15 protein-coding genes are annotated in these 15,037 nt (G+C 69.4%); 13 read left to right on the top strand and 2 right to left on the bottom strand.

Annotation, left to right across the window (positions count from 1 at the left end; translation table 11 throughout):
* Nucleotides 1-566 precede the first annotated feature (566 nt).
* Nucleotides 567-1,187, top strand: coding sequence for a hypothetical protein (locus ACFWBW_RS02475; RefSeq protein ID WP_385367632.1), 621 nt, complete (start codon nucleotides 567-569; stop codon nucleotides 1,185-1,187).
* Nucleotides 1,188-1,291: 104 nt separating this feature from the next.
* Here ACFWBW_RS02475 and ACFWBW_RS02470 read toward each other — a convergent pair whose 3' ends face one another.
* Entirely contained in the window at nucleotides 1,292-1,633 is a 342-nt protein-coding gene (locus tag ACFWBW_RS02470; RefSeq protein WP_385367631.1) for a HopJ type III effector protein, read from the bottom strand.
* Between the two features lie 962 nt (nucleotides 1,634-2,595).
* On the opposite strand from ACFWBW_RS02470, the gene ACFWBW_RS02465 reads away from it, so the two are divergent.
* The 11 genes from ACFWBW_RS02465 to ACFWBW_RS02415 all read left to right on the top strand — a co-directional run bounded on the left by ACFWBW_RS02465 (nucleotide 2,596) and on the right by ACFWBW_RS02415 (nucleotide 13,164).
* Nucleotides 2,596-3,243 carry a thermostable hemolysin gene (locus tag ACFWBW_RS02465; protein WP_385367630.1) on the top strand — a complete coding sequence of 216 codons (648 nt, stop codon included), beginning with the start codon at nucleotides 2,596-2,598 and terminating at the stop codon, nucleotides 3,241-3,243.
* Entirely contained in the window at nucleotides 3,233-4,855 is a 1,623-nt protein-coding gene (locus ACFWBW_RS02460; RefSeq protein WP_385367629.1) for an AMP-binding protein, read from the top strand. Before ACFWBW_RS02465 ends, ACFWBW_RS02460 begins: the two co-directional genes overlap by 11 nt.
* Nucleotides 4,852-5,778: a TauD/TfdA family dioxygenase gene (locus tag ACFWBW_RS02455; protein WP_385367628.1), complete on the top strand. Its 927-nt coding sequence runs from the start codon at nucleotides 4,852-4,854 to the stop codon at nucleotides 5,776-5,778. Before ACFWBW_RS02460 ends, ACFWBW_RS02455 begins: the two co-directional genes overlap by 4 nt.
* Before the next feature lie 23 nt (nucleotides 5,779-5,801).
* Complete coding sequence (locus tag ACFWBW_RS02450; RefSeq protein ID WP_385367627.1) at nucleotides 5,802-7,979, top strand: MMPL family transporter; 2,178 nt, start codon at nucleotides 5,802-5,804, stop codon at nucleotides 7,977-7,979.
* Nucleotides 7,980-8,315: 336 nt separating this feature from the next.
* On the top strand, nucleotides 8,316-8,969 hold the full coding sequence (locus ACFWBW_RS02445) for a hemerythrin domain-containing protein (protein WP_385367626.1): 654 nt from the start codon (nucleotides 8,316-8,318) through the stop codon (nucleotides 8,967-8,969).
* A gap of 215 nt (nucleotides 8,970-9,184) precedes the next feature.
* Nucleotides 9,185-9,586 carry a WXG100 family type VII secretion target gene (locus ACFWBW_RS02440; RefSeq protein WP_385367625.1) on the top strand — a complete coding sequence of 134 codons (402 nt, stop codon included), beginning with the start codon at nucleotides 9,185-9,187 and terminating at the stop codon, nucleotides 9,584-9,586.
* A 12-nt stretch (nucleotides 9,587-9,598) separates the two neighbouring features.
* Nucleotides 9,599-9,904, top strand: coding sequence for a WXG100 family type VII secretion target (locus tag ACFWBW_RS02435; protein WP_385367624.1), 306 nt, complete (start codon nucleotides 9,599-9,601; stop codon nucleotides 9,902-9,904).
* Nucleotides 9,904-11,580 carry an RNase A-like domain-containing protein gene (locus ACFWBW_RS02430; protein ID WP_385367623.1) on the top strand — a complete coding sequence of 559 codons (1,677 nt, stop codon included), beginning with the start codon at nucleotides 9,904-9,906 and terminating at the stop codon, nucleotides 11,578-11,580. The genes ACFWBW_RS02435 and ACFWBW_RS02430 overlap by 1 nt, the downstream gene beginning before the upstream one ends.
* A 29-nt stretch (nucleotides 11,581-11,609) precedes the next feature.
* The gene (locus tag ACFWBW_RS02425) at nucleotides 11,610-12,167 is read left to right on the top strand and encodes a hypothetical protein (RefSeq protein WP_385367622.1); all 558 of its coding nucleotides are present in this window, start codon (nucleotides 11,610-11,612) and stop codon (nucleotides 12,165-12,167) included.
* A 9-nt stretch (nucleotides 12,168-12,176) separates the two neighbouring features.
* Nucleotides 12,177-12,476, top strand: a complete 300-nt coding sequence (locus ACFWBW_RS02420; RefSeq protein WP_385367621.1) for an RNase A-like domain-containing protein — start codon at nucleotides 12,177-12,179, stop codon at nucleotides 12,474-12,476.
* A gap of 10 nt (nucleotides 12,477-12,486) precedes the next feature.
* On the top strand, nucleotides 12,487-13,164 hold the full coding sequence (locus ACFWBW_RS02415; RefSeq protein ID WP_385367620.1) for a contact-dependent growth inhibition system immunity protein: 678 nt from the start codon (nucleotides 12,487-12,489) through the stop codon (nucleotides 13,162-13,164).
* Between the two features lie 28 nt (nucleotides 13,165-13,192).
* On the opposite strand, the gene ACFWBW_RS02410 is transcribed toward ACFWBW_RS02415, so the two are convergent.
* Entirely contained in the window at nucleotides 13,193-13,798 is a 606-nt protein-coding gene (locus ACFWBW_RS02410; RefSeq protein ID WP_385367619.1) for a DUF5994 family protein, read from the bottom strand.
* Nucleotides 13,799-14,190: 392 nt separating this feature from the next.
* Between ACFWBW_RS02410 and ACFWBW_RS02405 the strand changes: the two genes are divergently transcribed.
* Nucleotides 14,191-14,883 carry an alcohol dehydrogenase catalytic domain-containing protein gene (locus ACFWBW_RS02405; protein WP_385367618.1) on the top strand — a complete coding sequence of 231 codons (693 nt, stop codon included), beginning with the start codon at nucleotides 14,191-14,193 and terminating at the stop codon, nucleotides 14,881-14,883.
* Nucleotides 14,884-15,037: the final 154 nt, after the last annotated feature.

Here is a 15,037-nt window from a genome sequence, read left to right as displayed (position 1 = left end):
CACAGCTGATCGGCACGGTTCACCTGCTGTTACGCGGAGAGCATGCCGCCGATCCAAATCAGCATCTGCGTCGAAATGGAACAAGATCACAGATGCCGGGATGCTATCACCGGATGTTCGGCCCGCCGGACGCCCACTACCGCACCGCATCTCCCCAACCAAGCTGCCACGACGGCGGGTTGACATGGACTTTCGATCCCCTGTATCGCTCTCCGGCCCACCCGTATCGCAATCGATCTGTTAAGCAGTTCTTCACGAGAGGAGCGGCGATCTCTCACATCTGCCGACGCACGGCCATCCGAGCCCCGGAGGGCCGCGCCCCACCGGCAGGTTGTGGCGCCCGGTTCGCCGGCGCCAGGATGAAGGTGTTCTCGCGGGTGTTGCCCCGTATTGGGGGGAGTTCGAGCGGGGCGCGGCAGATCCGACCCGATCGACTCGGCGTTCGTGATCGACTCTCGGCCCGGCGGCGGAATTTCGCCCTTTCGCCGGCCGAGGCAGTGCAGCTTCTCTTGGCCCGTGCGCCGACGCGGCGACAACACCGCCAAAGCCCGTTCTCTGGAGGATTTGTGACATCGAATCAGGAGTGGGAACTCGGCGCCGGAACGGCGCGGATACTTCCCGCGAGCGACAAGGGAATCGTCAAGCCGCTCATTCTGGCCAGCAAGGCGGGGCCGGGCAAGACGGACCTCGACGCACTCCAGGCCCGCCTCTACACCACCACGTACTCGTTCGGTGACGCACTGCGCGCCCGGGGCCACGATCTGATCCTGGTCGGCTTCGACGATGGAGCCGCCCCCCTGGCCGACCTGGCGGACACGGTCACCGAAGCCCTCCGGCGAGCGGCGGCCGAGCAGATCGGCGGCGCCCCCCTGGCGGCAGGCGGCATAGGCAGGGGAGCCCTGGCGGTCCGCTACGCCCTCACCCGGATGGAGTCCCGGCAGGAGGACCATCGAGCCGCCGGCTACTTCTCCTTCAACGGAACGGCGCCGTCCCCGGAGGAGAACACCGGGCTGGACGGGCTGGGAAGTTGGCCGCGGAGGCCGAAGAAGGTCAAGCTGGTCGTCGGCGACCACGCCGACAATCTGAGCGACGACGACTTCGACGACAACACCACCACCGCCGCGGACCCGGAAGGCCTGCTGATCCCCAGCAAGGAAGGCTCCTGGCTGCTCGACCACCTGGCCTAGGGGGTCTCTTTCGGATCTTGCCGGGCCCGTGCCGCCCGGCAAGATCCGAAAGAGACGGCCTGGGCCCCGCGCGGCTTCCCGGGGTCCGGATCCGTCGGCCGTGTTCAGCTCTTGCGGGCCAACGGCTGCCCGGCGAAGCTCACCCCTGCCAGACCATGGGCCATGAGGTTGCGAATGTTGGCGTGATCAGTGCCGTTCGGCGTCGCCAGCACACTGCGGTAGTGCTCACCGAACGCCAGCAGTGCCTCCTGGTCGCTCAGCCCTTCCAGCACGGCCAGTCCCAGCGTCTTGCAGGAGCCCTCGTTCTCGCCGGCGGCGTTCTCCACGTCCCCGTTGCGGAACGCCTGCGGCTGATACGCGTAGTGCGCGGCGACGAAGGCCAAGGTGTCGGCGAACTCGTGCTCACCTGACGCAAGGCTTGCCCGCAGCGAGCTCAGATCGGTCATGTTGCTTCCCCAGGGTAGAACGGACGATCCGATCGCCGTCCGTGACCGGACGACATTACCCCCTCGTGGCCGGCCGCCAGGAACCGCGCGACACGTCCGAAGGCGCGGCATCCCAGCAGGTCACGAAGGCGTCAGCCCGGCCGGAGATGTCGGCCGGCGCCTTGTGACGGCGGCCCGGACAGGTGCTCCGGAGCGGGTCGGCTCCCCGTCCCGTTCCGCACTTCGATCAACCGTCCCTCAAGGGGGGCGCTACCGGACCCGGCCACAGTGTTTGGCGTAGGAACCTCTTGCGGTCAGGCCCGGTGTGTCCCCCCAGAAGGGAGATCCGAATGAACGTTGCACCACACATGGCCGACATGTGGAGGCGAAGCGGGACCGATCGGAGCACCGGCAGGACTTCCCCGGTTTCCATGCGGCGGCACCCTTGTGCCGCGCCGGGCCGGGGAGTTGGCAGGGGCTTCCAGTGCTGTGGGCGGGAAGGTGAACCTTCCCGGTCGCAGCACTAGCTCATATGCCCGGGACGACGTGCCGGGCCATCAACGGGGTACGGGGATGGGACTTTCACGCATGAACATCGGCCAGGGCCTGCTCGACCGGCCCTTACTCCGGCTGCCCTGAGCGGTCGGGAGTCAGGTCATGACGCGCCATCTGCCACAGCCGGCCCGGTTCGGCTGCGGGCGACCTGTTCTGTCCGCCCGGCGCCGGCAGCGCCGCGGCGCCCGGCTGCCAGAGGCGCTGAGCCCGAGCTCCCACCGCGCCCCCACCCATTCCGCCGAACCGGATCCCGGCCCCCGAGGTGGACGGCGAGAAGCCGGCCGTACGCCTGGCCGAGCCCCCGCGATGCCCGGCGGGCAATTCCCCGTGCGCTCCGGCGAGAGCGGGATGCCGCGGCGTCCGGCAGCGGTGACTTCCCCATTCAGCGCCCTACCAACGGAGTACGGCCGATTCGAGAGGACAGAGACGTGAAGATTGTGCTCGCCCGACGCGGAACCCAGGACTGGCAGGAATCGGCCGACCTGGTCAGCAAGGTGTTCGCCCGCAGTTTCGGGGCCGAAATCACCCCGGACCCGGAAGAGTTCATCGCCTATGTGGCGCCCGGCGACGACGGCCGGGACGCGGTCCAGGCCTGCATCGGTGTCTCCTTTCCGGAGAACGGACCCGTATTTCTCGAGAGATACCTGGAGGGTTCCATCGAGGAGACGCTGTCCCGCGAGGCCGGCCGGCCCATCGAGCGCCACCAGATAGTCCAGCTCGGCAGCGTCGCCTCGGTCCAGCCACTGGCCGGCGCGGAGATCTACCGGGCCTTCCCGCTGATCTCGACGTGCCTGGGCCGCTCGTACGCGGTGATGACGATGACGGACCGGTCCGCGCGGCTCGCCGCCCGGATCGGGCTGATCACCCACCGCCTCTGCGAGGCCGACGGCTCCCGGCTGGAGCCCGAGGAACTGGCCACCTGGGGCACCTTCTACGACCAGAAGCCCGCCGTGCGCTGGGGCACCCTGGCCGACCACACCCAGCAGCTGTTCACCGGTTTCGAGCGGTACGCGCTCGACTCGGTGGACATCCGGCTGCTCTCCATCAAGCGGGAGGAACTCAACCGTGCTGCCTGACGTACCGACCGCGACCACGCGGAGCTCGCTGCCGGCCGCTCTGCTGGCACAGGCCGAGAGCGACCGTCCGATGGTCAAGATCCTGACCTCCGACGGCGCCCCGGGCGCCGAACACAGCTACCGGACGATCATCCGGGCCGCCCGCGTGCTGGCCGCACGCCTGCGCCGGCGGAGCGCGGACCTCGGCCGCCCGGTCCGGGTGGGGCTGCTCGCCGAGAACTCCGCCGAGTGGGTCGTCGCAGACCTGGCCGCGCTGTTCGCACGGGCCGTGGAGATCCCGGTCCCCACCGCCTTCACACCGGTCCAGGCCGCCTCGCTGCTCGCGGGGGCCGACGTATGCCTGGTCGATCCCCAGGGTGCGCACTGGCTGGATGCCGCCGGCAGCACCTCGGTGCTGCCCGCGGGCTGCCCGGTGCAGGACATCGACATGGACGCACTGGGCCGGGCCGCCGACAGCGTCCCGCTGCCCCCGCTCGCCGAGGAGATCGCCGAGGCCGAGGCCGCCGAGGACACCGTCGTCAAGGTGGTGCACACCTCGGGGACCACCTCCGCGCCCAAGGGCGTGAAGATCCGGCTGCACGGGATGGAGTCGCTGCTGGCCTCGCTGGGCGGCCGTGTCGATGACGCGGCCTTCGCCCGCTACCTGTCCGTGGTGCCCCTGAGCCTGCTCATCGAGCAGGTCGCGGGGCTGTACATGCCCTTCCTCAACGGCGGCAGCGTCACCTTCCTGCCACCGGGCACAGCCCTGATCGGCACCTCCGCCTCGGCGGGCCCGCGCATGCTCTCCCTGCTGCGCCAGGCACGGCCCACGGCCATGGTCGTCCCTCCCACCGTCGCAGGGCTGCTGCTGTCCCTGTGCGAGCAGAACCCGGACGAGGACCGCGACCAGCGCGGCATCCGCCTCTTCGGCCACACCGGCCCGGTCTTCATCGCCTGCGGAGGGGCACCGGTCTCGCCGGAGGTGCTGGACCGGCTGACCGACTTCGGGATCACCCTGTACGAGGGCTACGGGCTGAGCGAGAACAGCTCCGTGGTCGCCTGGAACTTCCCGGGCCGGCAGCGGCTGGGCACGGTGGGCCGCCCGCTGGACCACGTCCACGTGGAGCTGGCCGAGGACGGTGAACTGCTCATCCGCAGCAGCTCGCTGTTCGCCGGCTACACCCAGGAGGACCCCTCCAGCGTCCACGTGGACGAGAACGGGCTGCTGCACACCGGCGACCTGGCCACCATCGACGAGGACGGCTACATCCGGATCACGGGCCGCAAGAAGAGCCTGGTCATCACGGCCGGCGGCCGCAACCTGTCGCCCGAGTGGGTCGAGGCCCGCTACCGCGAGCTGGTCTTCGTACGCGAGGCCGCCGTCGTCGCGGACGGCCTCGACGAGGTGCTGGGCCTCTTCGTGATCGACTCCGGCACCGACCGGGACCAGGCCCGCGCCCTGATCGAGGAGTTCGGTCTCGGCCGGCTCTCCGACATCGAACGCGTCACCTCGATCAGCCTGCTGGCCGAGGACGACCCCGAGTACGCCTCCTGCTTCACCGTGACCGGCCGTCCGCGCCGGGACGCCGTCCGCAACTTTCTGACCCGTACCCGCGAGGAGATCCCAGCATGACCACGGCCCAGCTCACCACCACCCTGCGCACCACTTCCTACGGCACCGGCAGCGGGCTGCTCGTGGAGCCGGGTGAAGGGCAGGACCTGACCGCGATCGACCCCGCTGAGCTGCGGGAACTGCTCTCCACGGCGGGATTCCTGCTGCTGCGCGGATTCGGCGCGGACATGGCCTCCTTCACCACCCTCGTGCAGAACACCTCCTCCTCCACCACGCTCGACCCGGCCCGCGACTTCTACTCGGAAGTGGCCCAGAAGGTCGACGCGGGTCTGGACGAGGTCGGCCTGCACACGGAGAACGGGAACAGCCCGTTCCGGGCCCATCTCGCCTGGTTCTTCTGCGAGAAGGCCGCCACGACCGGCTCGCAGACCACCGTGTGCGACGGCTACCGGGTCTGGGACGCCCTGTCGGACGAGGCGCGGGCCGCCTTCGGCTCCGAAGACCTGGTCTACAGCCGCTACGTGGCCGAGCCCCAGTGGCGCGCCATGGCCCACCACCTGACCGGCAAGCCCGCCGAGGACATCCACGTCTCGGAGCTGGAGGCGCTCGCCGCCTCGGTTCCGGGCACGGTGGTGACACCGGACCCGGACGGCGGGGTGCACTACGCCTTCCGTACGCCGGCTGCCGGGCCCACCCTCTTCGGCGAGCGGCTCTCCTTCGCCAACAGCATCCTCGGCCCCTCCTTCAACTACGAGAAGCCGCGCATCACCTTCGCCGACAGCGGCGAGATCCCGGCGGACCTGCTCGACGAGATCACCCGCACCACCGCGTCCCTCACCGAGAACCTCGACTGGCGCGACGGCGACGTGGCGGTCATAGACAACACCCGCGTGATGCACGGCCGCAGGGCGATCACCGACCCGGACCGAACCATCTACAACGCGCTCAGCTTCATCGAGCCCGCCCGGCCCGCAGTTGCCTGACTCCTCTCGAAGGTAGATCCCTGATGTTCACCACCCTGGGTTCCGTGCTGCACGCGAAGCGGAAACTCGCCCTCCTGGTCGCCATCGTCTGCGCGGTCCTCGCCGCCGTCTTCGGCGGCGCCGTCCAGACCATGGTCACCAACGGCCTTTCCGACTACGACGACCCGACCGGCCCGCACACCGTGGCCCGCTCGGTCATCCAGGACGCCACCGGCGTCGATCCGCAGCAGGGGTACGCCCTGCTGATCCGCACCGAGGAGCCGATCCGGGCCGGCCTCGAACCGACCCGGGCGGTCTCCGCGGGCATCGCCCTGCTGAAGGAGCGGCCCGAGGTGCAGCGGGTGGTGGACTACGCCACCGACCGGAACCCGGCGCTCATCTCCAAGGACGGCCGGAGCACGGTCGTCCTCGGCGCGGTCCGGCCGATGACGGAGAAGGAGACCAAGGAGGCCGAGAAGGCACTGATGGCGGCGATCGACGCCGATCCGGTGCTGAAGGGCCACGCGCACCTGGGCGGCCCGACCATCGGCATGGTCCAGGTCGGCCAGGTCACCGCCAAGGACCTGGCGATGGCCGAGGGTCTGGCCATGCCGGTCATCCTGATCCTCCTGTTCCTCGTCTTCCGGGGCCTGGTCGCGGCGCTGTTGCCGCTGGTCGGCGCGATCTTCACGCTCCTGTTCACACTGGCCGGGCTGCGCCTCGCCATGCTGTTCGGCAACGTGTCCTCCGGGGCCCTCAACCTGGCCTTCGCTCTCGCGCTCGGTCTGGCCGTCGACTTCGGGCTGCTGATCATTTCCCGGTACCGGGACGAGATCGCCGTGCACGGCGCCGGAGTCCTCGCCCTGCGCCGGACCATGGAGACGGCCGGACGCACCGTGCTGTTCAGCGGTCTGACGGTGGCGGCGGCGCTGGCCGCGCTGCTGGTGTTCCCCCAGCCGTACCTGCGGTCCATGGGCTTGGCCGGGGTGATCACCTCGCTGGCCGCCGTACTCTTCGCGGTCCTCGGGCTCCCGGCGATCCTCGCCCTGCTGGGCGAGCGGGTCAACTCGCTGGCCCCGCGCCGCCGGCAGCGGGACACCTCGCTCGAGGACCCGGCCGTACGGCGCTGGCGCGCCATCGCCTCCGGCGTGATGCGCCGGCCCGTCACGGTGGCCGTCGCGGCGGTCGTGGTGCTGCTGGCCGTCGCCTCGCCGGTGCTCGGCATCCGCTTCACCGGGGCCGACGCCTCCGCCCTGCCTTCGAGCATCAGCGCCGGCAAGGTCGCCGCCGCGATGGCGGAGGACTTCGAGAAGCCGCCGTCCTCGCCGCTGAGGATCGTCGTGGAGGACGCCGCCGGCGCCGGCCTCCAGGCGTACGCCGACGAGGTCGCCCGGGTCCCCGGAGTCGTGGCGGTGGCCCCGCCGGCCCGCCTGGACGCCGGACACTGGGAGATCGACGGGGTGCTCGCGGGGAAGCCGCTGGACGGCGCAGCCCGGGACGCCGTCGAACGCGTACGCGCCCTGGAAGCGCCCGCACCCGTCAAGTTCACCGGCCAGACCGCGGACTTCCTGTCCCAGAAGGACGGGATCCGCGACCGGCTGCCGCTGGCCATCGGGGTGCTGGCCGTGGTGACACTGCTGCTCCTGTTCGCGTTCACCGGCTCGGTGGTGCTGCCCTTCAAGGCGCTGCTGATGAACACCCTGTCCACCGGGGCCGCGCTCGGCTTCCTGGTCTGGGTCTTCCAGGACGGCAACCTCGGCTTCGAGGCACAGAGCGGGATCGAGAGCACCACCCCGGTGCTGGTCTTCGCGCTCGCCTTCGGCCTGTCCACCGACTACAACGTCTTCCTGCTCGGCCGGATCAAGGAGGCCAAGGCCTCGGGCCTGGACGACCGGGCCGCCGTCACCGAGGGGCTGGCCCACACCGGCCGCACCGTCACCTCGGCGGCCATGCTGTTCTGCGTGGCGGTCGGCGCGCTGGCGCTGTCGCGGCTCGTCTTCGTCAAGGAACTGGGACTCGGCACCGCCTTCGCCGTCATCCTCGACGCCACCCTGGTGCGAGCCCTGCTCGTGCCCGCGCTCATGGTCCTGCTCGGCGGCGCCAACTGGTGGGCCCCCGGGCCGCTGCGCAGGCTGCACCGAGCGCTGCGGCTGGACCGCATGGAGGCGACGGAACCCACCCCCGCGCCCCGCGCCCAGGAGCTGGTGAAACCCTCGGCGTGAGCCCGCGCCCGGCACCGTACCCCGGCCAGGAAACAAGGAAGGAGAGCTGCCAGGACCGCGGTTGAGCGTGAGCCCGGGGACCGCCCCACCAGCCAGGGGCGGTCCCCGCCGGATGCTCGTCGGCGCCGAGCCCACCGCCGCCCTCGCCGGCCCCGGCCACGGCCCGAGACCCACTCGGCTCGAGTGCCACTCTGCCCGGAATCCACCCGGCCTGGATTCCGTGTGGGCAGGATTGCCACAGCCGGCCGGCCGGTTCTTCGCCCGGGGAGATGCTTCCGCTGCTCGCCGCACCCCGCCGCACCCCGCCGCGAACGAGCCGCTTCCCGAGGAGTCCTGATGAATCCGTCCGTCGCCACGCCACTGCTGCCGGCGCACCAGACGATGCTGCTGGCCCACCGCGCCATGGTGCGCGACCTGGGCCGGATAGCCCGTACCGCAGAACAGCTCGCCACGACCCCGGACACCGAGCGGGCGGCCGCGCTGCGGGCCTACGTCGACAAGCTCTTCCAGGTCATCGAACACCACCACGAGGGCGAGGACGATTTCCTCTGGCCCCGGCTGCGCGAACTCGGCGCGGACGAGGCCGCACTGGACCTGATGACCGAGGAACACGAGATGCTCGCCAAGCTGCTCCACGCCTGGCACGTGGCGAGCACGAGGCTGGGAACGGCCGACGATGCCGCCGCCGAACTGGCACGGCTCACCCAGGGCGTACGCGATCACCTCGCCGAGCACGCCGGTGACGAGGAGCGGGAGCTGCTGGGCCGGCTCGCCCCGGCCCTCGGCGAGCAGATCTGGAAGGAGCACGCCACGCACATGCGCAAGACCGCCCCCGGCTGGACCGTGAGCTTCCTGCCGGCCTGGCTGCTGTCCGTGGCCGGTCCGGGCGAGCGGCACGGCGTACCCGCCGTCATCATCGCCCGCATGTTCAGCGCCCGCCTGAAGAGGACCCGGCGAGCGGCCTTCGGCGAGAACTACGAGAACCACTGAGCACCGCCACTCCCGCCCCGACGCAACAGAGCCGGGCCCGACACCGGGCCCGGCTCTGTCGCGTCGGGGCGACGCCGTGCGTACGAAGTGGCGATGGATGAGCCTGTGTTCGTGCTTGTTAGAGTGCAAGTGTTGAACACTTTGTTGAGCAACGGGGCAACTGAGCAACTGAGTAGTCGAGCGGTCATCGGGGTACGGGGTACGGGGGCGGATACGTGGCGACAGATCCCAACTTGCTGGTGAGCGGCCGGCAATTGACGAGGCTGGCCGACGACCTCGACGAGATGCAGCGCTACCTGGACCGGCAGGTCAAGCGCATGGACGCGGTCGTCGACACGATCGAAGCCCGCTGGCAGGGGCCCGCGGCCAAGGCCTACCGACTGCGGCATCGTGATGCCGCCAGGGAAGCGGTACGCATCCGCGAGCTCATGAAACTGCTCGAAGCGGCCGTTCGCATGAGCCGAGACGGGTTCACCGGGCAGGAACTCGACACTCTGGCCGCCTTCAGGCGCATCCAGATGTCCGTGGACGTGGACAGCGAGGCGGCCGATCTCTCGACCCCCAACACCGGGAGCCCGCCGCCCGCGCCGCGCACGAGCCGCTTGCAGGATCTGTGACGAGGGGGACTCATGGCTGACAGCGACGGCAACATAGCGGTGGACTTCGCCACTCTGCGGCTCCTCTCCGGCCAACTGGAAGAGATCCTCAAGGAGCTCAACGAGAACGTGCAGACCATGCACGACCGCGTCGAGAAGGTCGTACTCACCTGGGAGGGCGACGCCCGCGAGGCGTTCATCGACAAGCTGGACGAGTGGGATCGGTCCGCACGGGACCTTCAGGCGACACAGGCCTGGCTGCACAGCATTGTGACGACCGGGCAGAGCAACTACGCGGCGGCACATGCCGCGGTGCTGCGCGGATGGGGAGCGGCCTGATGAGCATGCCTCCTCCTCCGCCCCCCTTGAAGAACGGAAACATCGACGTCACCCCCAGTGCGCTGCACGCACTCGCGGGCTACGTCGCCCATCTTCAGGACGGACTGCACAAGGGGGCCAATCAGCTCCTCAACGAGCTCGGCCGATATCCGGACTGCGGGGGCTATGGAACCGCCGCATGGGAGTTCGCCAACGCGTACAAGAAGGTCGGCAACCGTTTCATCGAGGTGTGGGCCAAGTCGGTGGCGAGCGTCGGAGGCGCTGCCGTCGGCTTCGCCGTGACCGCGAACAACTACGCGACCGCAGATGCCGCCACGGACCCCTCTGGCGCCCCGGCCCAGACCCAGCCACCGCCGACCGTGATCGACACGCCGCCGAACTACGGGTCCGTGACGGACCTCAAGTGGGCGGACGTCGACCAGAGCCAGGACATCTTCCAATTGGCGCTGGAGGCGGTGGAGGCCGGAGTCCTGGCGATCATCAGGCCCCTCCTGGAGGACGCCTACCGCATGGGCAAGGCGGCCGAGATCATGCCGTTGCCCGACTACCTGGGTTTGGACAACATGTCCATCGCCTGGGTGTACGCGAGCACGTCCGTCACCGCGACGGACGGAAACCTCAGCAGTGCCCTGCACAACTACACCGATCGGTCCAACGGCGAGTGGAACGCCGCGATGCGGCAATTCTGCAGTGCTGTCTGGGGTACGAGCGCGTGGGGCCAGAGTCGCGAGGGTTACGGGTGGAAGCACGACTCCGCGCAGCCCGGTCAGGCCGTCAGCCACCCCGTCATGGACGTGATGGTCAAGACCTGTGACGTCATGAGCGACGCTCTGCGTGCCTGGGCGGCCGCCGCGGAGGATGTGCGGGACGACCTTCGCAGGCTCTACTACGAAGCCGTGCTGAAGGCCCTGCCGCACATCGACAGGAGCGACGGTCTGGACATGAAGGACGTCAAGAGCTTCGGCAAGGGACTCCTCAAGATGGGGAGGGGTTTGGCGGTCGGGTTCTCCCTCGAGGTGGACGAGGAGGCGATGAACGCGACGGTCGAGGCGTACAACAACCGCGTGCGCCGCCAGGTCGAGGAGCTCAACAAACTGCACGGAGCGCTGGACGAGGCATATCTCAGTGCTCCCACGTTCCGGGCCGAGTCGGCGCGGGCGGAGTCCTTCGGCGCCCGAACTCTGACCGATTTCAAGAACGATCCGCTGTACACGGTGGCCGGGGACGACGAAAGCAATCACAAATACCCGATCGACCTCGCGAACCAGGAGGGCATGCTCGGGTCCCATGTGGTGGACAAGCATGTGGGCAAGACGGATGAGCAACTGGAACAAAGGCTGAGGGACCAGCAGATCGTCAGGCCTTCCGGCATCCGGCCCGAGGCCGTTTCGGCGTTCGGGAGCCTTACGGACGCGCAGCGGTACACTCAGGCGGCTCTGGACGAACCGGGCAATCAGAGGAAGATCGACAATTGGCTCGCGGGTAACCCCGGACCCAACTCGTCACGCTCGCTCCTCCTGACGACGAACGACGTCGTGGGAAGGTCGTGGGACCGGGGCGACCCCGCCGCGCGTGACGTGACCAACGTGTGGGTCGTTCTGAGGCCCAACCCGGGGAGCAACCCGCCGTTCGTCGTTCTCACGTCGATGCCCACCGACAAGACCCAGCACCCGTAGTACGCACGTGGAGAACTGAGGTAAGGCCCGTGATCCAGATTGACGCCCCCTCGTGGAGCCGTTCCCTGCGGGCTCTTTTCGGAGAGGGCATGTTCGCGGCCGTGGGGGCGCGGCGGCGCGATGACTGGCGCCTGGACGCCCTCGACGTCATGCAGCTGCGGACGGACGATCCGCGCGGCTGGTCGAAGGGCGCCGCGGCACCGGGAGGGGGCGATTACGGCACCGGCCCGGACAGCCCGTTCGGTGCTGTCACGCCAGGAGACTTCGGCACGGCCTTTCCCGTGTCCAGGAGGGGCGCCGAACAAATCCTGGTCACTCTCCAGGGTGAGTGGTTTCAAACAGAGGACATTCCGGATTTTGATGCGCGAGAGGTCGAACTGACCTCACACGCGAGGACGATCCTGGAAAGGTTCGGAGAAGATGCGCTGTTCTTTACCAATGCGGCGACGGCGCGAGAGAATCCGCATGCCGATATGTTCCGTCGCGAGGGTGCCTATGAGGGCTTCACCAGCCACGTAATGGATTGTGGTGTAATCGCTGTCTCCGCCACGGAAGTCGGCATCTTCTGGGGCTTCACCATCGACTGAGGATCTCCCGTGCGTACCCGTTCTGCCACCTATCCCGACCGCACGACCGCACAGTGGTGTACCCAGCAGGTCGTCACGCGCAACGAGCAGGCCGTACATCGCTGGCTGGCCCAGAGCACGCGACCGAGGCTCACCATCGAGGCCGCTTGGCCGTCCCGTGAGGAGCCCGTCGGGCGCGTACTGCTGCAGGCCATGATGCTCGCCGGCCGCGAGCCCGTCGATGTGCGGGCCGCGCGGGTGACGCTGAGGCGTGAAGCGTCGAGTCCGCACGGCTTCGTCGTGCACGCCACTTATCCGATCTACCTCTGAAGGTGCCGCAGTGCCCATGAAGCCGCTTGAGTTCGACCGCCGGTACGGCGAACTCGACGTCGTCGTCGCAGCCTTCGTCGGACAGGAACCCGATGGCCCGGAAGCAGGCGCGGCGCCTCCGGCTCTTCAGGCGTACCTCCGGCACACCTGGCACACCCGGCCCTGGGCGCTCTCCGTCGCCGAACAACAACTCCGGGAGTACGCACGCAATCCGCCGGGCCGCTTGCGGCTGCGCCTCGGCGAGTTCTATTCGGTACCCGACATCGGCCTGCCCGAGTCCCGGACTCAAAGCTGGCTGTCCGAGATGGCCGACCACATCAAGCACAGCATCGAGTCCGGCGAGGTGCCCGCGCCGGTCGCGCCCCAGACCCACTGGGAGTGGCACGCCCGCTTCGGGGAGCTGGGACAGTTCCTCGGCGGCTGGTTCTCGCAGGACATGCCGGACGAGTTCGGCGACCATGATGCGGCGGTCCGCGACTACAGGGCAGCGGTTGATCCCCAGCTGACCGCCCGGCTGGTCGGAGAGATCCACGAACTGCTGGCTCTGGGGCTGGAGGAGCACGACTACGCCGCCGGCGTCGCCGAGCTCGGCATGGAGGTCGAGCCGCCGGCCCCGTTCTCGGTCGAAGTCTGGCTCCGGACGGTGGCGGAGCATCTCGGGGCGGCCAGGCCCGACTACACGAACTGAAGGGTCCCGTCCGGAGGCACGGCAGCGCTCACCACCAGGCGCCGGCGGACAGTGGCCCGACCGGCAGCCTGGCGAGCGAGCCGATGTCGGACGCGCGCGCCCCGCCTTCGCTCTCCCAGGCGTCTTCACGGTTCCGGAGGTCGGGAATCCGGCCGATGACGGCTTCGGCGGCGATCAGCGCGCGGGAGGTCAGGACGCTGCCGGGGACGGCGGCGGCAGCCATCAGCCGGGCCGCGGCGGTGGGGGCGGTCTGGGGCGGGACGACGAGGAGATCCCAGCGGCCGACGGTGTAGGAGAACAGGATCAGCTTGTCGGGGTCCTGTTCCGTGAACCAGCCCACGTGCAGGGTGTGCCCGGCGACGGGAACCTGGTGCGGGATGACGGGCCAGCGAGTGGGGTTCACGGTGACGCGGGTGATGCGCCCCCAGGGCTCTGCCAGGGCGGCGACGAGAGCGGGGAGTTCGGCTGCGAGGTCACGGGAGCGGGGCCACCAGGCCCCGTCCAGCTGCCCGGAGAGGGCGGTCTTCGGCGTGAGCACGAGGCGAGCGGGGCGAGGAAGCGCGGCAGCCGGAAGCGCGGCAGCCGGAGGCACCGGCGGCATGGCCGGTGTGGTGCGTTCCAGGATGACGGTCATGATGGAGACCTGTCCCCGGGCCGCCCGCAGATCGACGCCCCGGCGTATTGATCGCCGGAAATGACACCCGAGTTGCATCCGATGCGCGAAATACTCCCGGCAGCTCCATGCTACTCCGGTGCGGAGATCGAAAGGGGTTCTGATCAGGTACTTCCGCCGGGGCGGAGCGTTCATGCCCCGGCCGTCCGCGCGGCCGACGTGGTCAGCGCGCAGTTGACGTCGTCCGTCGGTGAAGCAGACCCCGCCATCCACCGTCACACGTCCACGGCGCGGGCCGGAGGGGCCTGTCGGGCCCCGGTGCGGGACCGACCGGCCCTGTCCGGGAACCGGGCGGCGGGGGACAGCCTGAGGTGACCTTTGCCGGAGCACGGGAGACATGGAGAGGTGGCGTCATGAAGGCACTCGTCTTCCAGGGACCGGGACGCACCGCGTGGCAGGAGGTGCCGGATCCGGCGATCAAGGATCCCGCCGATGTGATCGTGCGCGTCGACGCAGTGACCATCTGCGGTACGGACCTGCACATCGTCAAAGGTGATCTGCCGGAGGTGACTCCAGGCCGTGTGCTCGGTCACGAGGCCGTGGGCACGGTGGTGGAGTGCGGCGGTGATGTCCGCTCGGTGCGGCCCGGCGATCGGGTCCTGGTCTCCTGCATCTCCTCGTGCGGCCGGTGCCGGCTCTGCCGCGAGAGCCGCTACGGGCAGTGCCGCGGGGGCGGTGGCTGGGTGCTCGGGCACACCATCGACGGAACCCAGGCGGACGCGGTCGTGAACGCCGCCGAGGAACCGGAAATGCTCGTGGGCGACCTGACCGACGGTCTCGGTGCGGACGTCGTCATGGAGGCCGTCGGCGTGCCCGAGACCTTCGAGATGTGCACCCGCATGGTCCGCCCCGCCCGCCCGGACAGCACATCCTCGGCGCCGGTGCCTGGCAGCGACTCCTCCTGCTCGCCACCGCGGTCCCCACCTCGTGCCTTGCAGCAGCCCTCCTCGCCCGCGCCTGGGGCCTGCCGTGGCAGAGCGTGCTCTTCCTCGCCCTGCTGGCCGGCCGGCTCCGAGTGGTCCTGGGCCTGCGAGCGCGCCTGCTGACCAGGGAGAACATCTTCCTCCCGCCGGCAGTGCTCGCCTCCACGCTCCTCGCGGCAGCCGCGCTCTAACCCCACAACCCAACACACAAAGAAAATCGGGGAGAGACAGAAGAGGAAACACTCGGAAAGGACAGAAAGAGAACGGCAGAAAACAC

The organism is Streptomyces sp. NPDC059957 (genome assembly GCF_042730015.1).
Classification (GTDB): Bacteria; Actinomycetota; Actinomycetes; order Streptomycetales; family Streptomycetaceae; genus Streptomyces.
This window is presented reverse-complemented; position numbering and strand designations above follow the sequence as displayed.